General features: G+C 62.2%; 22 protein-coding genes. 8 read left to right on the forward strand and 14 right to left on the reverse strand.

The window, feature by feature from the left end; all coding sequences use genetic code 11:
- Positions 1–319: 319 nt before the first annotated feature.
- From lpdA to IB238_RS07430, 10 genes are all read right to left on the reverse strand, one after another.
- Entirely contained in the window at positions 320–1,765 is a 1,446-nt protein-coding gene (gene lpdA, locus IB238_RS07385) for a dihydrolipoyl dehydrogenase (RefSeq protein ID WP_192244899.1), read from the reverse strand.
- A 93-nt stretch (positions 1,766–1,858) separates the two neighbouring features.
- Complete coding sequence (locus tag IB238_RS07390) at positions 1,859–2,119, reverse strand: DUF465 domain-containing protein (RefSeq protein WP_192244901.1); 261 nt, start codon at positions 2,117–2,119, stop codon at positions 1,859–1,861.
- Positions 2,120–2,199: 80 nt separating this feature from the next.
- Positions 2,200–2,841: an SGNH/GDSL hydrolase family protein gene (locus IB238_RS07395; protein ID WP_192244903.1), complete on the reverse strand. Its 642-nt coding sequence runs from the start codon at positions 2,839–2,841 to the stop codon at positions 2,200–2,202.
- Positions 2,842–3,053: 212 nt separating this feature from the next.
- Entirely contained in the window at positions 3,054–4,394 is a 1,341-nt protein-coding gene (locus IB238_RS07400) for a pyruvate dehydrogenase complex dihydrolipoamide acetyltransferase (RefSeq protein ID WP_192244905.1), read from the reverse strand.
- A 15-nt stretch (positions 4,395–4,409) separates the two neighbouring features.
- Positions 4,410–5,801 (reverse strand): pyruvate dehydrogenase complex E1 component subunit beta, encoded by a 1,392-nt coding sequence (locus tag IB238_RS07405; RefSeq protein WP_192244907.1) that lies wholly within the window; start codon positions 5,799–5,801, stop codon positions 4,410–4,412.
- A 19-nt stretch (positions 5,802–5,820) separates the two neighbouring features.
- Positions 5,821–6,867: a pyruvate dehydrogenase (acetyl-transferring) E1 component subunit alpha gene (gene pdhA, locus IB238_RS07410; RefSeq protein WP_192244909.1), complete on the reverse strand. Its 1,047-nt coding sequence runs from the start codon at positions 6,865–6,867 to the stop codon at positions 5,821–5,823.
- Positions 6,868–7,016: 149 nt separating this feature from the next.
- Positions 7,017–7,325 carry a septum formation initiator family protein gene (locus IB238_RS07415; RefSeq protein ID WP_192244911.1) on the reverse strand — a complete coding sequence of 103 codons (309 nt, stop codon included), beginning with the start codon at positions 7,323–7,325 and terminating at the stop codon, positions 7,017–7,019.
- Positions 7,326–7,524: 199 nt separating this feature from the next.
- The gene (eno, locus tag IB238_RS07420) at positions 7,525–8,799 is read right to left on the reverse strand and encodes a phosphopyruvate hydratase (protein WP_192244913.1); all 1,275 of its coding nucleotides are present in this window, start codon (positions 8,797–8,799) and stop codon (positions 7,525–7,527) included.
- 203 nt (positions 8,800–9,002) lie between these two features.
- Positions 9,003–9,845, reverse strand: coding sequence for a 3-deoxy-8-phosphooctulonate synthase (gene kdsA, locus IB238_RS07425; RefSeq protein WP_192244915.1), 843 nt, complete (start codon positions 9,843–9,845; stop codon positions 9,003–9,005).
- Between the two features lies 1 nt (position 9,846).
- On the reverse strand, positions 9,847–10,737 hold the full coding sequence (locus IB238_RS07430) for a VOC family protein (protein WP_192244917.1): 891 nt from the start codon (positions 10,735–10,737) through the stop codon (positions 9,847–9,849).
- A 365-nt stretch (positions 10,738–11,102) separates the two neighbouring features.
- Between IB238_RS07430 and IB238_RS07435 the strand changes: the two genes are divergently transcribed.
- The 8 genes from IB238_RS07435 to IB238_RS07470 all read left to right on the forward strand — a co-directional run bounded on the left by IB238_RS07435 (position 11,103) and on the right by IB238_RS07470 (position 21,557).
- Positions 11,103–12,656, forward strand: a complete 1,554-nt coding sequence (locus IB238_RS07435; RefSeq protein WP_348648206.1) for a hypothetical protein — start codon at positions 11,103–11,105, stop codon at positions 12,654–12,656.
- A 145-nt stretch (positions 12,657–12,801) separates the two neighbouring features.
- Positions 12,802–13,542, forward strand: a complete 741-nt coding sequence (locus IB238_RS07440) for a metallophosphoesterase family protein (protein ID WP_192247481.1) — start codon at positions 12,802–12,804, stop codon at positions 13,540–13,542.
- A gap of 37 nt (positions 13,543–13,579) precedes the next feature.
- Positions 13,580–15,010 (forward strand): bifunctional serine/threonine-protein kinase/universal stress protein, encoded by a 1,431-nt coding sequence (locus IB238_RS07445; RefSeq protein WP_348648207.1) that lies wholly within the window; start codon positions 13,580–13,582, stop codon positions 15,008–15,010.
- 20 nt (positions 15,011–15,030) lie between these two features.
- The gene (locus IB238_RS07450; protein WP_192244923.1) at positions 15,031–15,786 is read left to right on the forward strand and encodes a lysophospholipid acyltransferase family protein; all 756 of its coding nucleotides are present in this window, start codon (positions 15,031–15,033) and stop codon (positions 15,784–15,786) included.
- Positions 15,783–16,733 (forward strand): phosphatidate cytidylyltransferase, encoded by a 951-nt coding sequence (locus IB238_RS07455; RefSeq protein WP_192244925.1) that lies wholly within the window; start codon positions 15,783–15,785, stop codon positions 16,731–16,733. Before IB238_RS07450 ends, IB238_RS07455 begins: the two co-directional genes overlap by 4 nt.
- Entirely contained in the window at positions 16,730–17,122 is a 393-nt protein-coding gene (locus tag IB238_RS07460; protein ID WP_192244927.1) for a hypothetical protein, read from the forward strand. Before IB238_RS07455 ends, IB238_RS07460 begins: the two co-directional genes overlap by 4 nt.
- Positions 17,119–17,757, forward strand: a complete 639-nt coding sequence (locus tag IB238_RS07465; RefSeq protein WP_192244928.1) for a CDP-alcohol phosphatidyltransferase family protein — start codon at positions 17,119–17,121, stop codon at positions 17,755–17,757. The genes IB238_RS07460 and IB238_RS07465 overlap by 4 nt, the downstream gene beginning before the upstream one ends.
- Before the next feature lie 173 nt (positions 17,758–17,930).
- The gene (locus tag IB238_RS07470; protein WP_192244929.1) at positions 17,931–21,557 is read left to right on the forward strand and encodes a FecR domain-containing protein; all 3,627 of its coding nucleotides are present in this window, start codon (positions 17,931–17,933) and stop codon (positions 21,555–21,557) included.
- 96 nt (positions 21,558–21,653) lie between these two features.
- On the opposite strand, the gene IB238_RS07475 is transcribed toward IB238_RS07470, so the two are convergent.
- From IB238_RS07475 to IB238_RS07490, 4 genes are all read right to left on the reverse strand, one after another.
- Positions 21,654–23,282, reverse strand: coding sequence for a CTP synthase (locus tag IB238_RS07475; protein WP_192244930.1), 1,629 nt, complete (start codon positions 23,280–23,282; stop codon positions 21,654–21,656).
- A 146-nt stretch (positions 23,283–23,428) separates the two neighbouring features.
- Entirely contained in the window at positions 23,429–23,869 is a 441-nt protein-coding gene (gene secG / locus IB238_RS07480; RefSeq protein ID WP_192244931.1) for a preprotein translocase subunit SecG, read from the reverse strand.
- Between the two features lie 95 nt (positions 23,870–23,964).
- Complete coding sequence (tpiA, locus tag IB238_RS07485) at positions 23,965–24,735, reverse strand: triose-phosphate isomerase (protein ID WP_192244932.1); 771 nt, start codon at positions 24,733–24,735, stop codon at positions 23,965–23,967.
- 115 nt (positions 24,736–24,850) lie between these two features.
- Entirely contained in the window at positions 24,851–25,735 is an 885-nt protein-coding gene (locus IB238_RS07490) for an alpha/beta hydrolase (protein WP_192244933.1), read from the reverse strand.
- Between the last annotated feature and the right edge of the window lie 69 nt (positions 25,736–25,804).

The following is a 25,804-nucleotide window of genomic DNA, read 5'->3' on the forward strand; positions in this document are numbered from 1 at the left end:
CATTTGCCCGCCATGTGGGCGGCGGGACGGCCGCCCGCAAATGAGCAGACGCTTGCCACCGCCTGCCCTTCTGTTCCGTTCCCGGAGACTTCACCCCGAGCGCCGTACCCCTCAGTCTCGTCATGCCGGGCTTGATCCGGCATCCAGCCCGCGCAAGTCCTTGCGCGGAGAAGTGCATCTTTCGCGCCGCAGACGCGGCCCGGCTAGATCCCGGCTCAAGGCCGGGATGACAGGAGTGGATTCGGTACCCGTCATTTCATTGTGGCGACCGCTCCCCTCAGCGCGAACGAGAGCGGCCGAGCCCGAGATGCCTCGCGCGTCAGGCGTTCAACGCACGCCCATAGGCGTCGAGTACGCTTTCCTTCAGCGTTTCCGAGATCGTCGGATGCGGGAAGATCGTGTGCATCAGCTCTTCCTCGGTCGTCTCCAGGTTCATCGCAACGACGAAGCCCTGGATCAATTCGGTTACTTCCGCGCCGACGAGATGGGCGCCGAGCAGTTCGCCGGTCTTCCTGTCGAAGATCGTCTTGACCATGCCCTGGTCCTCGCCGAGCGCGATCGCCTTGCCGTTGGCGACGAAGGGGAAGCGGCCGACGCGGATGTCGCGGCCGAGTTCCTTGGCCTTGGCTTCGGTCAGCCCAACCGAAGCGACCTGCGGGTGGCAATAGGTGCAGCCGGGGATCTTCAACTTGTCCATCGGATGCACGTTCGGCAGGCCGGCGATCTTCTCGACGCAGATAACGGCCTCGTGTTCGGCCTTGTGCGCCAGCATCGGCGGGCCGGCGACGTCGCCGATGGCGTAGATGCCCGGCACGTTGGTTTTGCCGTAGCCGTCGATGGCGATGAAGCCGCGATCGGTCTTCACACCGAGCGCTTCAAGGCCGATGTTTTCGATGTTCGCCTGCACGCCGACGGCCGAGATCATCCGGTCGGCGGTGATCTTCTCGACCTTACCGTCCTTCATCTCGACATGCGCGGTGATCGAATTGGCGCCCTTCTCCACCTTGGTGACCTTGGCGTCCAGATGGATCTTCATGCCCTGTTTTTCGAACTGCTTCTTCGCGAGTGCCGAAATCTCGGCATCCTCGACCGGCATCACCGTCGGCATCACTTCGACGACGGTCACGTCGACGCCGAGCGTGCGGTAGAAGGAGGCGAACTCGATGCCGATTGCCCCAGAGCCCATGACCAGCAGCGACTTCGGCATTTCCTCCGGCTTCATCGCCTCGAAATAGGTCCAGATCAGCTTGCCGTCCGGCTCGATGCCGGGCAGCGCGCGCGGACGGGCGCCGGTGGCGATGATGATGTGCTTGGCCGTGTAGGTGCCTTCCGGCAGCACGTTCTTCGGCAGCGGCGCCTGCGGCTCGACCGGCTTCTTGGTGGTCTTGGAGACGACGATCTCGCCGGGCTTCGTCAGCTTCGCCTCGCCCCAGATGATGTCGACCTTGTTCTTCTTCATCAGGAAGCCGACGCCACCGTTCATGCGGCTCGCAATGCCGCGCGAGCGGGCGACGATCGCCTTCAGGTCCGGCGTGACCTTGCCGTCGATCTTGATGCCGTAATCGCCCGGATGCTGGGCGTAATGGAAGATTTCGGCCGAACGCAACAGCGCCTTGGTCGGGATGCAGCCCCAGTTGGAGCAGATGCCGGCCAGATGTTCCCGCTCGACGATGGCGGTCTTCAGCCCGAGCTGGGCAGCCCGGATCGCGGCGATGTAGCCGCCAGGACCCGAACCGATAACGATGACGTCGTAGGCATTCGACATGAGCGCTTCCACTCCTCTTTTATCTCTCGTGCGGTCGACCATGCGGTGCGCCGCGCTGTTGTTATCGAGGAGCGGAAGCCTGCCTCCGGTTCCTCAGGGAAGCTCTTCGACAACCTCAGGCCGCGTCAGAATCCCGTAGATTTCATCCTTGAGCCGCATCCGCTCCTTGCGCATGTCCGTCATGCGCAGGTCGTCTGTGGGCTCGATATCCGTCTCGGCGCGATGGATGGCCCAGTTCATCACATCGTACTCGTCGGCGATGCGGCGAAAGTGTCCGTCGGCCTCCCGCAAGTGCCGGATCTTGCCGACATATTCCGGGAATTCCTCTGCCAGCTGGTGCGGTGTGTTCGACATGGTCGCATCTCCTTTTGAAGTCGATGGACCCAGCCTAGCCCCCCAGAAACGTCACTCCTTGATCCCCGTCAAACGTCGCCTCAAAGTCCGAGCATCATGCGCACGACGGGCTCTAGACCACGGCCGATGGCACGCGTATTGTCCGCATCCAGATGCACCCCATCGAGCGGCGTCGTCTGTGCCACCGAACCGGCATCGAAGAAGCCGCAGCCCTTATCGTCCGCAAGGTCGGCATAGAGGGTCGCAAGCATCGCCGATTGCTCGACACCGCCGGCAAACATCGCCGCAAAGGCCGCGTCCGCCGTCTCACAAAGCGGTGGCGGCGAGACGATCAGAATTTCCGGCTGCTCTTCGCTGCCGAACGACCACGCGTGGTGTCGCACCAGGTCGATCAGCCGCTCCAAGCCTCGCATGGCGCCAAAGGCAGTCCCGCAGACCGCGGGCTTCATATCGTTGGCCCCGAGCAGGATGATGACGAGATCGATCGGGTCATGGCTGTGCAGGATTGTCGGCAGGATGCGCGCGCCGTTGCGGTCGCAATCGGCGACATGGTCGTCATAGGCCGTCGTACGGCCGTTCAACCCCTCGGCGATCACCTGTACCCCGGGACCGAGCGCCTTTTGCAGCACGCTCGGCCAACGGTTCTCCAGCGCATGGCGCCCGAGCGTCTCCGCATCGTACCCCCAGGTGAGGCTGTCGCCATAGCAGAGAACGGTTTTCATGGGACACACCTATCTAAGCGGCTCTGACGGTCGCCCGTCCTGGCAATTAGGGCACTTCCGAATATGGCAATCACAACCGTTCGCTCCATACTCGGTCCCACAATGTGAGCACTGCATCCGCCAAATACGTTGATTTCCATGAGTGGTCGATGGGCGAGCAGTGTCGCCCATCACAATTTGCCCGCGAGGATTTTTATCCCCGACCTTCGGCATTACACCAGCATCCCCATAGGGTTCTCGACGTAGCGTTTGAAGGCCTGCAGGAGCTCGGCCCCGAGCGCGCCGTCGACGCAGCGGTGGTCGGTCGAAAGCGTGACGGTCATCGCCTGGACGATCACCATCTGGCCGTTCTTCACAACCACACGCTCCTCACCCGCGCCGACCGCGAGGATAGTCGCGTGCGGCGGGTTGATGACGGCGGCGAAGTTCTTGACGCCCATCATGCCCATGTTGGAGACCGAGGTCGTGCCGCCCTGGTACTCTTCCGGCTTCAGCTTGCGTTCCTTGGCGCGCTTGCCAAGGTCCTTCATCTCGTTGGAGATGGCCGACAGGCTCTTCGTTTCCGCGTGGCGGATGATGGGGGTGATCAGCCCGCCCGGGATCGACACGGCGACGCCGACGTCCGAGTGCTTGTGCTTGACCATGGCCGAATCCGTCCAGGAGACGTTCGCATCAGGCACGTCGCGCAGCGCCAGCGCCATGGCCTTGATCACCATGTCGTTGACCGAGAGCTTGTAGGCAGGCTTGCCGTCCCGCTCGGGCGCAGCCGCGTTCAACTGGGCGCGCAGCGCCATCAGCGCGTCGAGCTCGCAATCGACCGAGACGTAGAAGTGCGGCACGGTCTGCTTGGATTCGACGAGGCGGCGGGCGATCGTCTTGCGCATGCCGTCATGCGGCACGAGCTCGTAGGAGCCTTCCTCGAACAGCTTGAGCACGGCCTCATCCGACGGCCCCTTGGCGAGCGCGGCAGGTGCAGCGGCAGCAGCGGCCGGAGCCGCAGCAACCTTCTGCGCACCACCAGCAGCGGCAGCTTCGACGTCAGCCTTGACGACACGGCCGCGCGGGCCGGAGCCAGCGACCACCGAAATGTCGATGCCTGCTTCCCTGGCGAGGCGACGGGCGAGCGGCGAGGAGAAGGTGCGGTTGCCGTCGGCCTTGGCCGGGGCAGCAGCAGGCGCTGGAGACGCGGGCGCTGCGGCAGGTGCGCTCGCTGCGGCAGGTGCCGGAGCCGCGGCCGGAGCAGCAGCTTCTGCCTTTGCTGCGGGAGCCGCACCGCCAGCGGCAGCACTCGCAGCCGCCTTCACGTCCTCACCATCGGCGGCGAGCACCGCAATCAACGAGTTGACCTTGACCCCTTCCGTTCCGGCTGGAACAACGATCTTGGCGATCGTGCCCTCATCGACGGCCTCGACTTCCATCGTCGCCTTGTCGGTCTCAATCTCGGCGATCACATCGCCGGACTTGATCTTGTCGCCTTCCTTGACGAGCCATTTTGAGAGATTGCCCTCCTCCATGGTCGGCGAAAGGGCGGGCATGGTGATGTTGATCGGCATGTCTCCACCCTCCCCTTACTTGTAGCAGACGGCTTTGACCGCCTCGATCACTTCGCCGACGTTCGGAAGCGCGAGCTTCTCGAGGTTGGCCGCATACGGCATCGGCACGTCCTTGCCGGCGATCGTCAGGATCGGCGCATCGAGATAGTCGAACGCCTGCTGCATGACCCGGGTGGCGATCTCGGTGCCGACCGAGTTCTGCGGGAAACCTTCCTCGACGGTGACGAGACGGCCGGTCTTCTTGACGGATTCGACGACGGTCGGCAGGTCCATCGGGCGGATCGTGCGCAGGTCGATCAGCTCGACGTCAATGCCTTCTTTCTCGAGCTCCGCAACTGCCTTCGTGGCATAGGTCATGCCGATGCCGAAGGAGACGACGGTTACGTCCTTGCCCGGACGATGGATGCGCGCCTTACCGATCGGCAGAACGAAATCATCGAGCTTTGGCACGTCGAAGTGCTGGCCGTAGAGGATTTCGTTTTCAAGGAAGATGACCGGGTTCGGATCGCGGATCGCAGCCTTCAAGAGGCCCTTCGCATCGGCTGCCGTATAGGGCATGACAACCTTGAGGCCCGGAATATGGCTGTACCAGGCGGCATAGCACTGCGAGTGCTGCGCGGCGACGCGAGCGGCAGCGCCGTTCGGGCCACGGAATACGATCGGCGCGCCCATCTGGCCGCCGGACATGTAGAGCGTCTTGGCGGCGGAGTTGATGAGATGGTCGATCGCCTGCATGGCGAAGTTGAAGGTCATGAACTCGACGATCGGCTTCAGGCCGGTCATCGCTGCACCGACGCCGACGCCGGCAAAGCCGTGCTCGGTGATCGGGGTATCGATGACGCGGTTGGCACCGAATTCCTGCAACAGACCTTGCGTGATCTTGTAGGCGCCCTGGTACTCGGCCACTTCCTCGCCCATGACGAAGACGTCGCCGTCGCGGCGCATTTCCTCAGCCATGGCATCGCGCAGCGCTTCACGCACGGTGGTCGAGACCATTTCGGTGCCAGCCGGGATATCCGGATCGGCGGCAACCTGTGCGATCGGCTGAGCCGGAACGGCAGCTGCAGCCGGGGCCGGCTCTCCCTTGGCGGCCGGCGCTTCGCCAGCCTTCGCCGGCGTCACCTCATCCTCGCCGATGCCCTTGTCGAGCTGGTCGACGTCCTCGCCTTCCGCCGCAAGCACGGCGATCAGCGCATTGACCTTCACATTTTCAGTGCCGGCCGGAATGACGATCTTGGCGATCGTGCCCTCATCGACGGCTTCCACTTCCATGGTCGCCTTGTCGGTTTCGATTTCGGCGATCACGTCGCCGGCCTTGACCGCATCGCCTTCGTTCTTGAGCCACTTGGAAAGCGTGCCCTCTTCCATCGTCGGCGACAGAGCGGGCATCAGAATATCGATTGGCATGGTTCTTCCTCCGCCCGGGTCAGATCAGAATGTCGGTGTAGAGCTCGGATACATCCGGCTCCGGATCGGCCTGGGCGAAGTCGGCGCTATCGGCGACGATGTCGCGCACTTCCTTGTCGATCTGCTTCAATTCGTCCTCGGTGGCCCAACCCTTCTCCAGCAGGCGCGCGCGCACCTGTTCGATCGGGTCGTGCTCGGAGCGCATCTTCTGCACTTCGTCCTTCGAACGGTATTTGGCCGGGTCGGACATGGAGTGACCGCGATAGCGATAGGTGAGCATCTCGAGGATGATCGGCCCCTTGCCCGAGCGGCAGTGCGCGACGGCCTCGTCAGCGGCAGCCTTCACCGCGCGAACGTCCATGCCGTCCACCTGGTAACCGGGAATGTTGAAGGAGGCGCCGCGCTGCGAGAAGTCGGTCTGCGCGGAAGCGCGCGAGACGGCGGTGCCCATGGCGTAGCGGTTGTTCTCGATGATGTAGATCACCGGCAGCTTCCAGAGGGCTGCCATGTTGAAGCTCTCGTAGACCTGGCCCTGGTTGGCCGCGCCGTCGCCGAAATAGGCGAGCGAGACATTGTCGTTGCCACGATACTTGTTGGCAAAGGCAAGGCCGGTGCCGAGCGACACCTGGCCGCCGACGATGCCGTGGCCGCCGTAGAAATTCTTCTCCTTGGAGAACATGTGCATGGAGCCGCCCTTGCCCTTGGAAAGGCCGCCGCGGCGCCCGGTCAGCTCCGCCATCACGCCGCGCGCGCTCATGCCGCAAGCCAGCATGTGGCCGTGGTCGCGATAACCCGTGATCACCTGGTCGCCTTCCTTCAGCGCCGCCTGCATGCCGACGACAACGGCCTCCTGGCCGATGTAGAGGTGACAGAACCCGCCAATGAAGCCCATACCGTAGAGCTGGCCGGCCTTCTCCTCGAAACGCCGGATCAGCAGCATTTCGCGGTAGGCCTTGAGGTCGTCTTCCTTGGAAAAGTCGGCGATGATGCCGCCGTTGAAGTCTTTCTTGACAGGCTTTGCCGCACTCTTGCGGCTGGATGTGGTCGCGGTTTTACGCGGAGCCATACAGTCCTCCCCGGGTTTTGCCTTTGCCGCAAAACATAGGGGAAGAACGAGCCGTCAGCAATGCCATAAATGCATGGCTCACATTCCAAACAACCGACTGAAATTGCTTCGATATTTTCAGTTAACCTGTTTCAGGTTAATCGCCGATTTCAATGGAAAATAACGATCTCGTCACTTCGCGACATATTGAGGGCGAAGCGCGCTTTCTCATCCAGAATGTCCCTTTCGAGCGAGCCGTCGCTCATTAGCGCGACCTCTCGCTCCAATCGCTTCCGCTCCTCGACGAGAACATCGAGCCTTGCCTGGCGGGTAATCCGATTGCGCTCGAATTGCTCCATCGCGCGAAGCCCGAAGCCGCCATGGATCGAATGATAGCTGAAATAGGAAAGAAAGGCGATTGTGATCGCCGGGACGACGAACCGGCCGAGCCGGCGTTGCTTGTGATGTTTGGTCCACATGGAGGAGCCTCGATACGCAGTACTCGTGTACTTTAGCGTCGATCAGTTAACCGAGCGTTGACCATGATGGAGATGTCGAGAGTGTACCTGGGACCGCTGCGAACGCTCGACTGCCCCTTGGGGCCGTTCGGCCAAAAAAATACCCTCCCCTCGTATGCGAGGAGAGGGCCTGATATCCGCTTGAATTCAAGCGATGGACTTATCCGCGCAGGATCGAGCGACCGGCGTACTTTGCCTGCGGGCCAAGCTGTTCCTCAATCCGGATCAGTTGGTTGTACTTGGCGGTACGGTCGGAACGGGCAAGCGAGCCGGTCTTGATCTGGCCGCAGTTGGTGGCAACTGCGAGGTCGGCGATCGTCGAATCCTCGGTCTCGCCCGAGCGGTGCGACATGACAGCGGTGTAGCGCGCCTTGTGCGCCGTCTCGACGGCGTCGAGCGTCTCCGACAGCGAACCGATCTGGTTGACCTTGACGAGGATCGAGTTGCCGACGCCCATCTTGATGCCGTCGCGCAGACGGGCGGAGTTGGTGACAAACAGGTCGTCGCCAACGAGTTGAACCTTACCGCCGATCTTGTCGGTCAAGAGCTTCCAGCCGTCCCAATCGTCCTCGGCCATGCCGTCCTCGATCGAGAAGATCGGATACTTGGCGCAGAGTTCGGCGAGATAATCGGCCATGGCACCCGGCTCCAGCGTGCGGCCCTCGCCTTCGAGCACGTACTTGCCGTCCTTAAAGAACTCGGTCGAGGCGCAGTCGAGCGCGATGTGAATGTCCTCACCCGGCTTGTAGCCGGCCTTCTCGATCGACTTCATGATGAAGTCGAGGGCGGCGGGTGCGGATGCGAGGTTCGGCGCAAAGCCGCCCTCATCGCCAACATTCGTGTTGAATCCGCCGGCAGCGAGCTGCTTCTTCAGCGTGTGGAACACTTCCGAGCCCATGCGGACGGCGTCGCGGATTGTTTCGGCACCGACCGGCACGATCATGAACTCCTGGAAGTCGATCGGGTTGTCGGCATGCGCACCGCCGTTGATTATGTTCATCATCGGAACGGGAAGGACGCGGGCGTTCGGGCCGCCGACATAGCGGTAGAGCGGCAGGTTGGCAGCTTCGGCGGCAGCCTTGGCGACGGCCAACGAGACGCCGAGAATGGCGTTGGCGCCGAGGCGCGCCTTGTTCGGCGTTCCGTCGAGCTCGATCATCGTCTGGTCGATCAGGATCTGGTTTTCGGCGTCAAGGCCGCCGACAGCTTCGAAGATCTCGCCGTTCACTGCCTCGACGGCGCGCTCGACGCCCTTGCCGAGGTAGCGTGTGCCGCCGTCACGCAGTTCGACGGCCTCGTGCGCGCCGGTGGATGCGCCGGACGGAACGGCGGCGCGCCCGAAGCTGCCGTCTTCGAGGTGAACGTCCACTTCGACGGTCGGGTTGCCGCGGCTGTCGAGGATCTCGCGGCCGATAATGTCGATGATTGCGGTCATGGGAGGGGTTCCTGCTTTCTAGGTGTGAAAGGAAGCTTGGGCCTGTTTACTGCAAAGGTCGGAAATTACAATGGCGCCGCCCGACGGCGACCGCCAACTGCGCGATCGACATGAAAATTCATGCAAGTCAGGTTCCTGGCTGCATGGCCGGCGGCATCGATGACGCCGCCGATCGGCCCGGCCCGGGTAGCTGCGCAACGCTATCAGGCCGCCTTGGCGATAGCGTCCATGGCAAGCAGCTTTTCCAAAAGCCGCGGCATGTCTTTCAGATAAACCATATTCGGGCCATCGCAAGGCGCATTGTCCGGGTCCTCGTGGGTCTCAACGAAGAGGCCTGCAATGCCAACGGCTACGGCCGCACGTGCCAGTGTTTCCACAAACTCGCGCTGACCGCCGGAGGAGCCACCCTGCCCGCCGGGCTGCTGCACCGAATGGGTCGCGTCGAAGACAACAGGCGCGCCAAGCGAGGCCATGATCGGCAACGAGCGCATGTCGGAGACGAGTGTGTTGTAGCCGAAGGAGGCGCCGCGCTCGCACAGGAGCACGTTCGGATTGCCGCTCTCGGTGAGCTTCGCCAGCACGTTCTTCATGTCCCAGGGCGCCAGGAACTGCCCCTTTTTGACGTTGATGACACGGCCGGTCTTGGCGGCGGCAACGAGCAGGTCGGTCTGGCGCGACAGGAAGGCGGGAATCTGCAGGACGTCGACGGTTGGCGCGACGAGGCCACACTGCTCTTCCGAATGCACATCCGTCACCACGGGAAAGCCATATTCCTTCTTGAGGTCTGCAAAGACCTCCATCGCCTTCTCAAGGCCGATGCCGCGTTCGGCCGAAAGCGAGGTCCGGTTCGCCTTGTCGAAGGAAGACTTGTAGACCAGACCGAGCCCGAGCACGCGGCACATCTCCACGAGCTGTCCGGCCACAGTAAAGGCGTGGTCGCGGCTTTCCATCTGGCAGGGGCCAGCGATCAGGGTGAACCGGTCCTTCTGCGAGAAGACGACCTTGCCCGAGCCTTCTCCGGCGGTGACGATTGCGTTCGTTTCCATGTCATTCTCCAAAGACGAAAAGGGCACCCTGCCCTGGAGCGGGCGCGACAAACAGGCGATCGCCGCGTTCGGTGAATTCAATGCCGTTACTCTTAAAATGGCGCCGGCAATGCGCCAGGTCATTGACGCGTAGGACGACCGCCTCGCCTTTCAGGCCGCGATCCATCACAGCGGTCTCGACGCCGTAGAAACCGAGCATACCGGCGCCGTTCAGTACCGTGATCCGCCCACGGGGCGTTTGCACGCTCATGCCGAACGAATGCGCCTCGACTTCGCGCCCGTCAGTTGCAAGCTGGATGAGATACTGGAAGTCCGTCGGATTTTGCTCCGAAAGCACGATCTCGGAAAGTGCTACGACGCCATTTGGGTGTTCCTCCAGCGCCTTACGGTCGGAAGGCAAAGAGATAACCCGCTGCGAGGCAAAGAAAAAGAAATCCGGAGCACGCATGTCTACTGCAAACGCCAGGCGGAAACTGCCGGTGCCGCTCTGACCGTCCGGAAGGAGCATGTCACGCGAAAATTCCAGTACTTCGCCCGCCGAGAAGCCTGCCGCCGCGTAGCGTTCGTCATCGCCCCACGCATCGTCGGTCGCCATGGCGACGGCGGAAAAGCCATCCACGCTACGCCGAAAGCGAAACGCCTGATCCCGCGCAACGAAAACGTTTCCGGCACGCGCCGCAGCCTCACATTCCTCCCGGTTTGCGATTCCGAGCGGCTCGAGGTAGGTCCCGTCCTTCAGAAACACGCAACAATTTTCCGTTCCGAAAGGATGGCGCGCATCGGCGGCGACGGTAAACCCAAGCTGCGTCAGCCGCTTGCGTGCGACGGACAGATCGCCAACGGGCAGAACCAGGTGATCGATCGGTCGTGGCGTCGTTGGCTTCGCGTTCATGGCTGGATCCGGGCTTTCTATCCGGCGGTGCTTTGCCCTTTTTGGCGCGGCATTGCAAGAGCGACCGCCGGCGCGGCCGCGGGAGGACGGCCCGTGGGCGCAATCCTGCCGTAACGTGAGGGCGCAATGGAACAGCCTTAGTGTGAAAAAAGTTGTTAATTACTCTTAACAGGCACCGCTGACGGCCGCCACCATTTTGACAAGATTGCCCGGAGCGTCTTACCTGCCGGTTGAAGTCAATGACATCGCCGCCCGTTCTGAAGATGCTGAAATACCGAAATATTTAAGCAATTTGAAGCCGCTGGGAAGTGTAGTCGAAGGCTGCAGGAATTTTGACTTTTGGACCCGGGGCTCAAGGGATGGTCATGAGTTTTTTTCGTCGCAGTGAAGACAACGGCAAATTTGCGGCCACCAAATATGGCGCCGAGCAATCGAGGGCAAGCGGACGTCCCGTTTCTTCGTCGCCGGCCCAGGACAGCGCTCCCGCGGCACTTCCGGAACCAATTGACTACGAAGCATTCGGTCTGGCGCTGGAAGAGAACAAGCAATCATCCGAAGAGCTCGTCGCCAGCCTCGCCTTCGTGCAGGATCGGGTCTCGACATTGCTTGGCGCACATTCCCGTTCGCTGAACGAGGTCGGGACACTTCGCTCCGAATGCACACGTCTCGGTTCGCTGCTTGAATATGAGAGCACCACGCGGCGCAAACTCGATCAGGAAAACGGACGCCTGACGAACGAGAACAGGGATGTTCGGACCGACAACGCCCAGCTTCGGGTCGAGATCGAGGCGGTCCGGCAGGAATTCGTCAAGCTCCAGGCCCTCCATGGCGTGACCTGCGAGGAGCTCTCTATCATCGAGGCGCGTCTGGCCGACGCGGAGCGCGAACTGTCCGACAGAAGCGGCCAGTTCGATGAGGCAACCGCCCTGATGAAGCGGACTCAGCATGAAATCGAAGCACGAAGCCGCGAACTCGCGGCCATGCGCGAGAAACTCGATGTCGAGTCGACCGCGCACCAACTGCTGATCGAAACGTCACGCCGCGAAAGCAGCGCCCAGGCGCGCGAACTCACCCGCCTTAACGAAGAGAAAAACCAGATCAAGCACACGCTGTCTCAGCAAGAGACCCTCGTTCGCAGCCTGCATGCGGGTACGGCCGGACTCCGTCAGGAGATTTCGGTTCTGGAGGAAAAGAACCGGCATCTGGAAGAAGAGCTTGAGGGGATCCAGAACTCTACCGCACTCCAGATCTCTCACATGAACACACGCCAGGAAGCGCTTGGTTCAAAAGCAGAATTGGCCGAGAAGTTGCTTGCGACCGCGAACGGTCGCAACCGCATGACGGACGAGGAGCTGCGGACAACACGCGCGGAGCTGAAGCGGTTGAAGTCGGACCTGCAATCCACCACTGCTCGTTCCGAGCGGCTGGCCGAGGAGTTGTCGCGCACGCGCGCGTCCGGCGGAGAAAGCGAGAATGCGCGCCGAGATCTAGCCGCACAGAATAATGAAATGGCGCTGAAATTGCGCGAACTGGAAGGGCTGCGCAACCAACGTGAACGGGACTGGGACGAGTCGCGTCGCGACATGGAGACGCGCTCCGAGTCGGATCGGCACGAAATCGGACAGTTGCGGACGAGCCTCGAGATCGCCAAGTCGGAAATTCGCCAGCTTCGCACCGAACGGGCGATCCTGACGGGCCAGCTCGAAGCCGCCCGCGGTGAACGCTTGAGCACGCCCCCCTCCTACCGCCAGGATGACGAAATGGAGCAGTCGCTTCAGGCTGCCCGGAATGCAGCCACCCAACCGGTCATCGACATATCGGAAAAAGCTCTGCGCTCCCGTATCAATTCGGGCAGCGCGACAGCAATCGGTGACAGACTGCAGACGATGGATGTCAGCGAGTTGCCGCCGGCCGAATAAGCCGGATCGCCGGCGGGGGACATGATGTTTTCCGCCGGCGACTATGGAATTGATCGCGGTGCGGTATCGTCCCTTCGACGAATGGTCGCTTGCGAAACGAATCGCTATGGTTGCGCTCTACCTCGTGTTTGCCGATGGTCGAACCATGCTGATCGCCGTTCTTTCAGACATCCATGCCAACCGCGAGGCCTTCGAGGCGGTGCTGGCTGCGTCCAAGTCCGCGGGCACTGCTCGGCTTGTGATCCTCGGCGATCTTGTCGGCTACGGCGCCGATCCTGCATGGTGCACGGACCAGGCTATGGAACTGGCGGAAAGAGGCGCAATCATCTTGTGCGGCAATCATGATCAGGCGGTCTCGGATACGTCGACAAGAATGAACGCAACGGCTGCGGTGGCATTGGACTGGACGCGACGCCAACTCGGCGAGAAGGCGCGCACCTTTCTGGCAAACCTGCCTATGGAAGTGTGTGACGCGGACCGCCGCTATGTTCATGCAGAGGCGAGTGCGCCGGACCGCTGGAACTATGTTCTGGGCACTGCGGACGCCGATGCTCACTTCGCAGCCTGTGCCGAACGTGTCAGCTTCTGCGGCCATGTGCATGTCCCAGCACTTTACTGCACCGGCCCCACGAACAGGGTAACTCTGTTCGAACCGCAGGATGCCACGCCGATACCGCTCCTGCCGCAACGCAAGTGGCTGGCCGTTGTCGGATCGGTGGGACAACCGCGCGACGGCAACCCGGCAGCAGCTTTCTGTCTGCTAGATACAGGAAGCAACGAGCTTCGTTTCATGCGCGTGCCGTACGATGTTGAGCTGGCCTCCGAGAAGATCCGTGCGGCCGGCTTGCCCCGCTCGCTTGCGGATCGGCTTCTGGAAGGGCGCTGAAACCATGTCAAACGGCCGCGTCCGTACCGGAGACATCGTGGACGGCTTCACAATCGGCGAACTTGCCCACACCGGAGGCATGGCCCGTCTCTGGAGCGTGACCCGTCCCGACATTGATTTTCCGCTCCTCATGAAGATCCCGATGCTCGGTGAAGGCGATGACCCGGCAGCCATCGTCAGCTTCGAGATGGAACAGATGATCCTTCCGCGGCTTGCGGGACCGCACGTGCCGCGTTTTGTTGCCAACGGCGATTTCTCCACATTGCCCTATATCGTCATGGAGCGTGTCTCGGGTGCTTCCCTCGCCCCGCTGGCAGAGCGCCTGCCTCTGCCGTCCGGCGAAGTGGCAGACATCGGCGCGAGTATCGCGATGGCCTTGGATGCGCTTCATCGCCAGCACGTTGTCCATCTCGATGTGAAGCCCGGCAACGTGTTGATGCGCGAAACCGGCGAAGCAGTGCTGATCGACTATGGCCTTGCTCGGCACAACCTTTTACCGGATCTGATGCAGGAAGAGTTTCGCCTACCTTACGGTACAGCGCCCTACATGGCGCCGGAACAGGTCCTCGGCAAGCGCCATGATTACCGTAGCGATATCTTCGCCCTAGGCGCATTGATGTATTTCTTCGCCACCGGCGAGCATCCGTTCGGTGATCCTCAGCGCCTCAAGGGGCTGAAGCGGCGGCTGTGGCGCGACCCCTGGCCACCACGCACCCGCAACAATGCCATGCCGGAGGCATTGCAGGAGGTCATCTTGCGCTGTCTTGAGGTCAATCCAGCCTGGCGATATCTGACCGCGGCTGAACTCGCGACCGATCTCCAGGACCTGTCGCGCGTCAAATTGACGACCCGGTCGATGAAAATGAAGCGGGACCCTTGTCTTGAAGTGATCCGGCGCCGCTTCAATCCCATTCCGATCGAAACCTTGACCCCACAAGCGGATGCCAAACGGCAGGCCGAACCGCGGATGGTTGTCGTTGCACTTGATCTTGGCGGATCGACCGAAGCCACGGCGGGGCTACTTCGACGCACCGTCGGCGACATCGTGGAGGCAATGCCTGGCGCTCGCATCGCCTGCCTGAGCGTGCTGCGGATCAATCGCGTCGCAATCGACACGTCGCTCGACGAATCCGGCCGCAACAAGCGTGTCATGCGGCTTACCGAATTGAACGCCTGGGCGGCACCGCTGAAGGCGCGCGGCGGCCCGATTACATTTCACGTGCTAGAGGCCGTTTCGCCGGCCGATGCGATCCTCGAATTTGCCCGGCAGAACCGTGTCGACCACATCGTCATGGGAGCTCGCAGTGAATCACGAATGCGCTCCATGCTTGGCAGCGTCTCGGGGGCCGTCGCTGCCCACGCCCCCTGCACGGTCACGGTGGTTCGGGAGCGTTTCGAGGGCGAGGAGATGGAGCCGGCTGACGGTGAGTTGCCTGAAGGGCCAGTCGCATCGCGTGAGGCGGAATAAACCACATTCTCGAAACGTAAATGACAGTATCCGCCGGCCTCGGTGGATCGGGCAAGAAACCAGAACTGGCAGACTTTCAAATCGTGGCAACCACCCGGACATCCTTCGACATACCTGACAGGGCGCAAAACGCCGGCCGCTCGATTGCCGCCGGCCCGGTTGCAACCCTCATCCTCCTCTTTGCCCGGGCAATCACGGCCGTGCGTGCCATCTGGTCTGAGGACGGTCCGCCATCGCGGCAATGCGTCTACTTCGCCAATCACAGCAGTCATGGCGATTTCATCCTGATCTGGACCGTCCTGCCACCGCGCCTGCGTCGGCAGACGCGGCCGGTGGCCGCTGCCGAGTATTGGCTGAAGTCGAAGCTGAACCGTTTCATCGGCCGCGATGTGTTCAACGCCGTTCTGATAGAGCGAAACAGGGAGGCGCGCAGCGAGGATCCGGTCGGCAGGATGGCACAGACCCTTGATGAGGGCGCTTCGCTGATCCTCTTTCCCGAAGGCACCCGCAACGAGACTGCCGACACGCTGCTTCCCTTCAAGAGCGGCCTTTTCCACCTGGCATCCGCTCGCCCCGAAGTCGATCTCGTTCCCGTGTGGATCAGCAATCTCAACCGGGTCATGCCGAAAGGCGAGATCATACCCATTCCCCTCATCTGCACCGTGACCTTTGGCAGCCCACTTCACATTCATCAAGGGGAAACAAAGGATGCGTTTCTCGACCGCGCCCGCACCGCACTGCTTGCACTGTCACCGCACTCGGACACTGCGGCATGACTGAGACGCGCTCCGATCTCCTTGCCCTTGTCCTCGGCATTGGCCTCTTCCTCACGGTCGCCTCCCTGATCGGGCAGATCCTGCAGCGACGCCTGTCGCCGGATCGGTCGAACACGGCCATTGAGAACCTCAACGCGCGCATCCACGCCTGGTGGGTGATGGTGGCGCTGCTGGGCATCGCCTTTCTCGCAGGCCGCGCCGGCGTTATCATCCTCTTCGCCTTCTGTTCCTTTGCCGCCTTGCGTGAATTCGTGACGCTCACCAGCACCCGGCGCGCCGACCACTGGGCTCTCGCCGCCGCCTTCTTCGTTGTTCTGCCGGTACAGTACTATCTGGTCGCAACCGACTGGTATGGTCTCTACGCGATCTTCATCCCGGTCTATGCATTCCTGCTCACACCGATCATTGCCGTGCTGCGGGGCGACACGGAACGGTTTCTCGACCGGGTCGCCGAAGTCCAGTGGGCCCTGATGATCTGCGTCTTCTGCGTCTCGCATGTCCCGGCCCTTCTGACACTGCAGATCCCCGGTTACGAAGGTCGCAACGTCCTCCTGATCGCATTTCTGGTCATCGTCGTGCAGATGAGCGACGTGCTGCAGTATGTCTGGGGCAAGCTTTTCGGCCGGCACAAGATCGCACCAAAGCTGTCGCCGTCAAAGACGGTCGAAGGTTTCGTCGGCGGCGTGGCGAGTGCCACGCTGATCGGTGCGGCACTGTGGTGGATCACGCCGTTCACGCCCCTGCAGGCAGGACTGATGGCGCTCGTCATAACGTTGATGGGCTTCTTCGGCGGGCTTGTCATGTCTGCGATCAAGCGCGATCGCGGCGTGAAGGATTGGGGGCATATCGTCGAAGGACACGGCGGGCTGATTGACCGGCTGGATTCGGTCGTGTTCTCGGCCCCGATCTTCTTCCATATCGTGCGCTACTGGTGGTCCCTGACATGAGCCTCCTGCGGCGATTGTCCAGCAGTAGTGCAACGCACATGGTGGTGGCGTTCCTGGCCATGGGCGGCTGGGCCGTCTTTGCCAACCGCGACCACGCAATGCCGCGGCCGCTCATCGCCGGCGTCGTGCAAGGCGCGCTTTCAGCCCTGATTACGCTGTTTCTCAAGTCGGTCATCGAACGCCTGGCGGCCCTTTTCGATGGGACAGCCAGTCTCTGGGCACCGCCCCTGATCGCAATTGCCGCATCGTCGACGCTGCTCGTGTTGATCCATCTTCTCGCCGGGACGCCGGAGATCGCCCGCACGGTCGCCTTGCCGTTGCTAGTGTCCTCGACCTATGCCGCCGCCTATAACTATACGCTTTATCTCCGGGAGCACCGCACACCATGACCGAGAGCGGAGACCGCCGCCCCCTTTCCAGCCGCGACACGCACTGGGCGCAGAGCATTGCCCGTTGGCTCGCCAAGCGATCGATCACACCGAACCGGATTTCGCAGGCGAGCATGGTCTCCGCGGCACTGGCCGGCGCCTGTTTCTGGGTCGGCGGCGTAAGCGACGGCGTTCCGCATGTTGTGCTTCTGCTCGGCGCGGCGTTGTTCTGCCAGTTGCGGCTCCTGTGCAACCTGTTCGACGGAATGGTGGCTGTCGAAGGCGGCAAGGCCGAAGCGGATGGCCCTTTCTGGAACGAGTTTCCAGATCGTGTCGCGGACATTTTCATCCTGGCGGGCGCCGGCTATGGCGTCGGCGCCCCTGCCCTGGGCTGGGCTGCGGCGGCCTGTGCGGTCCTGACCGCCTATGTTCGCGAACTCGGCCGCGCCAATGGTGCCCCCAGCGACTTCTCTGGACCGATGGCAAAGCAGCACCGGATGGCTGTGATGACGGCTGCCGCGGTGATTTCCGCGCTTGCAACGGGATGGGACAGCCGCTCGCATATCATCGAAATTGCGCTCTGGATTGTTGCTGTCGGCGCCGCAGCCACGTCTCTGCGGCGGGGACGAAACCTGGTTCGTCATCTCAAGCGATGAGAGATCTATCTGAGGCACCGTTGGCACGTATCAGCAAGAAAGCGGGCGTGTTTCTACGGTAACACCCCGCAAATCACTGCCAGGTTCGAATAGCCGGGAAATGCCAACGCGCGTTGACAGCCTTGTATCTCTCTTTGCATATCGTCAACCATGGCGGGAGTTAGGGATCATCGATGCGGAAGCTTAAGGCAGGTCTGATGGCTGCAGCTGCGGTGTTCTGCGGTATTGCACCGGCATCAGCAGAGCCGTTTCCGCGTGTGTCCACGGCGGATGGCTCGGTGATTTCGCGTCGGTCTGGCGAGGAAGTCCGCTTTATCGATGTGCCCGACTGGCGGGGCGTCGAAATCAACCAGGATCTGCTCGCCGGTGATACATTGCGCACCAACGCCAATGGCAGCCTGGCCATCCTCTTTTCCGACAGCACCCAGATGCGTATGGGGCGCAACACCACGCTGATCGTGAAAAAGATAGACGGCCAATCGAACAGCGAGGTCGAGTTGTCCTCCGGCGTGATCTGGGCACGTGCCAAACGCGGCGGCAGCGGTCTGATCGTCGAGACCCCCGCCGCTGCCGCCGCCATCCGTGGCACGGACTGGACACTCCGCGTCGATGGTGACCAGACAACGCTCACTGTCCTTGAGGGCACCGTCGAACTCGCCAATCCGCAAGGGTCGGTGACCGTGAACCAGGGCGAAGGCGCTGTGGCCGCGATCGGACAGGCGCCACGCAAATATACCCTCGTCAACCTGGAGGAACGCGAGCAGATCCTGCTCTACGGCGAACTGCGCGGCGCTTTCGCCACATTGCCGGCAAGCGGCATGGACGGCCCACGCACGCGCGCCGAACGCGCCCGCATCCTGGCCGTTCCAGAGGCCGCGCGCACGCAAGCCGACTGGCTGGCGCTGGCCGAGGCAACACTTTCACTCGACGGCCGCGCCGCCGCCGTAAATGCGCTGGCGCATCTCAAGCGCCCGCTTCCCGGCGCGCTCGAATCGCGGGCGAAACTTGTCGAGGCGATGATTGCCGGACAGGAATTGCGCTACCAAGAGGCAGAGCGGCTATTTACTGAGGCCCTGCCCGACCTGCCGGCGAGTCGCAAGGCAACGGCTGCCTATGGCCGCTGGTTTGCAGCAGCGCTCGCCGATCCCAACAGGGAGACGAGCCCGCCGCCTGAGGGCGCCTTTGCTTCCGACCCGGCGGCCGTGATCGCACGCGCGACCGCCCTTGCCCATGTGGGCGGAACGGCTGCTGCGATCGATCTTCTCCGGCAGGCAGAAAAGCGGTTTCCGGATGACGCGCGGCTGCCCGCAATGCGCGCGGGACTCGCCTATGAACTCGATCGCAGGGATGAGGTGCGCGAAGCGCTCGACCGCGCGCGCAGGCTCGATCCGGACGACCCGACGTTGCTCCTGATCAGCGCACGCTCCCGCGCCACCGTTTCGAGCGATCTCGACGGCGCGCTCGCCGATCTCCGTCGAGCAGTCGAGATTGCACCGGGGGCCGATGCGGCGTGGAACGAGCTCGGCATCGTCTACCACGACCGCAATGCACCGGTCGAAGCGAACCGGGCCTATCGCGAGGCGATTGCACTCAACCCCGAAAACGCGGTCCTCTATGCCAACTACGCCCGTTTCCTGATGGACAACGATCAGGTCAAGGCGGCAAAGCAACAGATCGACATTGCCGAGAGACTGGATCCGACGTCCTACGCCGTCTTGGCCGCCAAGGGCCGCTATCTCCTGCGAATGGGCAAGACCGCCGAGGGCGAGCAGGTGCTGTTGCAGGCCTCTGCCGTCAATCCGACCTATGGCGACGCGCTGATCGGCCAGGCGATTGCCTCCTACCAGCTCGGCTCCGAGGTCGAAGCCGCCCAAGCGCTCGACAATGCCGACCGCTTCGATCCGGAGAACCCGTCGATCCCGCTGATTCGCTCCGGCATCGCGCTGGATCAGTACCGCGCCGACGAGGCCATCATCGAGGCGCGCGAAGCGTTGCGCCGCCGCATGGCACGCGGCGGTTACTATTCCGGCTATGACCCCAACCGCCAGACCTCCTCGTTCCTGGGCATCACGCTGGAAAATCTCGGCCTCGACGACTGGGGCCGCTACTACGCGGACCGCGGCGCCGATCCGTTCATGGCTTCGACCTATTTCGACGAGGCGGCCAGCGGCCGGTTGAGTCCTTTCATCGGGCAGCCGATCAACGGCATCCAGCATGTCCGTCCAGGCGGGACGGATTTTTCCGCGCAGATCCAGGGCCTGTTGCTCGATCCTCTGGCCCTGGCATCGGAGCAGCGTCGCAACTCGATCGAGCGACGCAGCTTCGTCGAGACCGCGCTTGGCCTGGGCGGGATTGCAGGCGACCACGACAGCGGCTGGACCGGCGACATCGAGGTGCAGGGCACCAACTATGCGGGCTTTCCGGTCAGCTACTACCTGCGCGGAGAAACCGCCCGTCCACAAAGCGAACGTGACAACGACGACAACAATTTTGACGGCGCGCTTTTTCAATTCGGGCTGCGGCCGACCCTGACCAACAGTGTCTTTCTCTTTGGCCACGTGGGCAAGCAGGAGACCGGTTTTCCGGGACAGATCTGGAATCCCGCGCCCTTCAACCGCACGGAAAGCCGCGAGACCGAGTTCGGCGCAGCTTGGAGTCATACGATCTCAGATCGAAACATGATCCAGGCCTTCATTGCCACGAACGATACCAACGGTGATAACCAGTTTCGCTCGCGCGGATGGGATCCCGTAACCGGACTGCCGGTGACTTATCGCGTCAACGAGGAAACCGAGGACGACAACGTTACATACGGCATTAGTCACCTCGTCGGTATCGGACCGCTTACGCTTCGGTACGGCGCAGAAGCGGCGCGGCACGACTCCTGGCTATCCCAGACCATCACTGATCTTGATACGGGTTCGGAAGAGTACCTCGGGGCCTATTCCGACGACGGAACGGCAACACGTGTGTACGCCGATACGACGCTCGAGGTGTCCCGCAACCTTCAATTCCAGGGTGGCATATATGTCACGCGCTTCGACGGCGAAGCTGGCGAATGGGGACCGGTCGATCCGAGGATTGGGGTTGCATGGTCGCCGCTGGATGGTCAGTGGCTGCGCGCCTACTACCGGCAGGACACGCAGTTCGTGACGAACTACACGCTTTCACCCATATCCACCGTCGGCCTGACGCCCGATGACTTGCCGCTCTATTGGAGTGGCCAGTCGCGCACAGCCGCCGTACGCTGGGACGCAGAGTGGTCGGAAAACTTCTTCACGGCCGTTGAGTACCAGCGCCAGACGTTCACCGGCCTGACATTGGCGCCGGAAGACTTACTGACAACATTCAACACCTGGGAAGGCGAGATCGACCGTATCCGACTGAGCGCCAACTACTGGCTCGGGGGCGGAATTGGCCTGTTCGGGTCATTCAGCTGGAACGAAAGCAAGGACACGACCGACTATTGGAATCCGGATCTGCGCGTGCCGCTGGTGCCCGACTATGTCGGTCGTGTCGGTTTCACCTACGTTCATCCCGCCCGAATCACGGGAACCGTCGCGCAGACCTTTGTTGGTGAACGAGTCGGATCGCAATACTACGACGATCTTGGTGAACCCGTCGCGCCGGTGCTCGACGCCTATACGACCACGGATGCGGCCATCGGATGGAAATCGGAGAGCGGGCAATTGGAGCTCGGCTTTCTTGCGCAGAACATCTTCGACCAGGAGATCGACATGGCCGACGGCCTTCCCGCGGCGGGGCGCACGTTTCTCGCAACCATGACGGCTCGGTTCTGAGCGCTCCCGTTCTGAAGATCCGCCGAGGGGCGGCTTATCAAACGAACACGGCCCGGCGTCTCCACCAGGCCGCATTTCGCACATCTGTCTGAAAACTCAAACCAGCCGCGACTGTTCCAGCGCCGCCTCGATAAAGCTGGCAAACAGCGGATGCGGATCGAGCGGGCGGCTCTTCAGCTCGGGGTGATACTGCACGCCGATGAACCACGGGTGGTCGGGATACTCGACCGTCTCCGGCAGCACGCCGTCCGGCGACATGCCGGAGAAGACGAGGCCACAGCCTTCGAGGCGGTCCTTGTAGTCGACGTTCACCTCGTAGCGGTGGCGGTGGCGCTCGGAAATGTCGGTCGAGCCGTAGATGTCGGCAATCTTCGTGCCCGCCTTCAGCGTCGCACGATAGGCGCCGAGGCGCATGGTGCCGCCGAGGTCGCCGGAAGCCGTGCGCTTCTGCAATTCGTTGCCCTTGACCCACTCGGTCATTAGGCCGACGACCGGCTCTGCGGTTTTGCCGAACTCGGTCGATGAGGCCTTGTCGATGCCGGCCAGATTGCGCGCCGCTTCGACCACGGCCATCTGCATGCCGAAGCAGATGCCGAAATAGGGAACCTTGCGCTCACGGGCGAACTTTGCCGCCTGGATCTTGCCTTCCGAGCCGCGCTCGCCGAAGCCGCCGGGAACGAGAATGCCGTGCACCTTTTCAAGATAAGGCGCCGGATCTTCCTTCTCGAACACCTCCGACTCGATCCAGTCGAGCTTGACCTTCACCTGGTTGGCGATACCGCCGTGATAAAGCGCCTCAATCAGCGACTTGTAAGCATCCTTCAGGCCCGTGTACTTGCCGACGATCGCAATCGTCACTTCGCCTTCCGGTGTCTTGATCCGATCGGAGACCTTCTGCCAGGCTTCGAGGCGCGGCTTCGGCGCCGGCTCTATACCGAATGCGGCCAGCACCTCGTCGTCCAGGCCTTCCTTGTGGTAGGCGAGCGGAACGTCGTAGATCGAGGATACGTCGAGTGCCTGGATAACGGCGGAAGGACGCACGTTGCAGAACAGCGACAGCTTCTTGCGCTCAGCTTCCGGGATCTCGCGATCGGCGCGCACCAGCAGAATGTCGGGGTGGATGCCGAGCGCCTGAAGCTCCTTGACCGAATGCTGCGTCGGCTTGGTCTTCAGTTCGCCCGCGGCCGGGATATAGGGCATCAATGTCAGGTGGACATAGACGGCGGTGCCGCGCGGCAGGTCGTTGCCGAGCTGGCGGATCGCCTCCATGAAGGGCATCGCCTCGATATCGCCGACGGTGCCGCCGATCTCGCAGATGACGAAGTCATAGTCTTCGTTACCGTCGGTAACGAAATCCTTGATCTCGTTTGTGACGTGCGGGATGACCTGAACGGTTGCGCCGAGATAGTCGCCGCGGCGTTCCTTGTCGATGATGTTCTTGTAGATGCGGCCGGTGGTGATGTTGTCCGACTTGGTCGCCGAGCGCCCGGTAAAGCGCTCGTAGTGGCCAAGATCGAGGTCGGTTTCGGCACCGTCGTCGGTGACGAACACTTCGCCGTGCTGAGTCGGGCTCATGGTGCCCGGATCAACGTTGAGGTAGGGGTCCAGTTTACGCAGCCTGACCCGGTAGCCACGGGCCTGAAGCAACGCTCCGAGAGCGGCAGCCGCAATTCCTTTTCCGAGGGAAGAAACCACGCCGCCTGTGATGAATACATATCGCGCCATGGGAGTCACCGGATACCTTTTCACTAATGATTCCGCCACCGAAAAATTGCCGCGGGGAACTTTTCGTCGGGGAACGCTTCGGTTTTACACAAGAAGAAGGCCGGCGGGCGAAGCGCCTGCCGGCCGGGTCACATCGTATCGTTCTGTTATTGACCGGTCGGAACGGCCGTATTCGGACCGGGCGCTGCAGGCGCCGCCGGTGCCGCGTTGGTGCCGGAAGCCGCGCCACTGTCGGTCGGAACAGCGTTGTTGTTCGCCGGTGCGGCGGGCGCAGCCGGCGCCGGGCTTTCGCCGCCGAGCGAGTCCAGAACACCCGCGCCGTTGCCCGACGTGCCGGGGATACGGTCGAGAATGTCCGTCGGCTTCGACTCGTAGCGGGACAGGATCCCCATGGCGAGCGCCAGTACAAAGAACAGCGTAGCGAGGATCGCCGTCGTCCGCGTCAGGGCGTTCGCAGCGCCACGCGCCGACATGAAGCCAGAGCCTCCGCCTATGCCGAGACCGCCGCCTTCGGACCGCTGGATCAGCACGATGCCGATCAGCGCAACGACGACCATGAGATAGATGACAAGCAAAACGGTCTGCATTTTGAAAACCCTGCCCGAAGGCACAAGAAAGGAGATTGGCGGCTCAATATACCAAGCCGCCGGTCATTCCAAGCCCTCGCCGGCAAAAGCCGGTGTCAGGCCGTCAATTCTTCGTATGCGCGGTAGATGGCGAGGAAATCTTCCGATTTCAAGCTTGCTCCACCGATCAACGCGCCGTCGACATTCGCGACGCCCATTAATTCCTTCGCATTGCCCGGCTTAACCGATCCGCCGTAGAGGATGCGCATCTTCGCGCCCTCCCCGCCAAACCGCGCCTTGAGCTCACCGCGCATGAAGGCATGAGCCTCGGCGACGTCAGCGGCGGTCGGCGTCAGGCCAGTGCCGATCGCCCAGACGGGCTCATAGGCGATCACCGTATTCTCCGCCGTAGCGCCCTCCGGCACCGAACCGGTGAGCTGGGTCTTCAGCACGTCGAGGGTTTTTCCCTCCTTGCGCTCGTCGCCCGTCTCACCAATGCAAACGATCGCGACCAGATCGACGGCATGCGCGGCCTCTGCCTTCGCACGGATCAGGGCGTCGCCCTCGCAATGATCGGTGCGGCGCTCGGAATGGCCGACAATCACATGGGTCCCGAAGCAATCGGCGATCATTTCGGCCGACACGTCGCCGGTGTGGGCACCGGACGTATTCTGGTGGCAGTCCTGAGCGCCAATCATCAGTGGGCTGTCGTCGCAGAGCGCTGTTGCCACATAGAGGAGCGTCGCCGGCGGGCAGATCAGCGTCTCCACCTTCTCAGACAGCGGCCCCTTCACACCTTCGGCCATCGCCTTGATCTGGTCGAGCGAGGCCCGCGTGCCGTTCATCTTCCAGTTTCCAGCCACGAGCGGGGTTACGTCCGGGGTCATGCTGCCTCCCAAGGGTAATCGTAGAGTTTCGAGCGACCTAGCAAATCGAAGCGGTCTTTGTAAGGGCAAAGCGCATCGGCAACGTGCAATCCCCTACCTGCGGTTTCCCGCAACCTCATTGTGCGAAGATCCAATTCAGCGTCTCACGCCAGTCTGTCATCCGCACCGGCGTCCCGTGCGAGCCGGTGTGAAACAGCACGAACCGAGTCGGGATGCCGGCCTTCAGAAGCCTGCGGAACAGCGTAATCTGGTCCTCTGACGCATAGACCTTGTCGCGATCGCCATGGGTGAAATAGATCGGTAGCTTCGTCTTGTAGCCGGCACTGTCGGGGTAGTTCGGATCCGCAGCTCCACCCATGATGACCATTCCCGCCAGGTTCTTCACTGCATTGGCATCGCGCGCGATCTGCCAGCAGATGAAGCTGCCCATCGATGCGCAGGAGAGCACGACGGGCGTACCGGGCGAATTTTGCCGCGCCGCATCGATGAGACCGGCGATGGGCGCCGCGCCACGTTCATCGAAGCTTCTGACGCTCGCGGAGTAGTAGACGCCGCCGTTGCGCACCGCGAGGTTTTTCAGGCGATTGAAGTTGCCGCCAAAACTCCAGTCGTTGTTGCCGAGCCGTCGGTCGCCGCCCCTTCCATGGATGAAGATCACGGTAAAAGCGGCTCCCCTCTGACGCCCGGTGACCGCCACATCGACCGGGCCGCCGGACGTCTCAATCGTCAGGTTTTCCTGCTCCCGCTTGACGGAGGTTGAAACATAGGCCGCCTTGGCGCGCCGCTCCGGCACCTGGTCGCGACCGTTGATGTCACGCATTTCCTGGTAGTCGATCACGCGGAGCGCCCCGCCATCCGAGCTCTCGATCACGGCGGGATAGGAGAACAGATCGTCCTTCCAGGGCTGCAGCGCCGCCGCGCCGGCCGTGACCGGCAGCGCCGCAAGTAGAATTGTGGCCAGAAGAAGCCGTGCGCGGCAATGAATTGTGGACTGAGGCATGAAGTCTGGCTCCCTTCGGGCGGCAAGTCTTGCCATTCCAGGCGTGGAGACGCAATCCTCCCCCAATGA

The sequence above is a fragment of the Rhizobium sp. ARZ01 genome (genome assembly GCF_014851675.1).
In the GTDB taxonomy this organism is placed as follows: Bacteria; Pseudomonadota; Alphaproteobacteria; order Rhizobiales; family Rhizobiaceae; genus Mycoplana.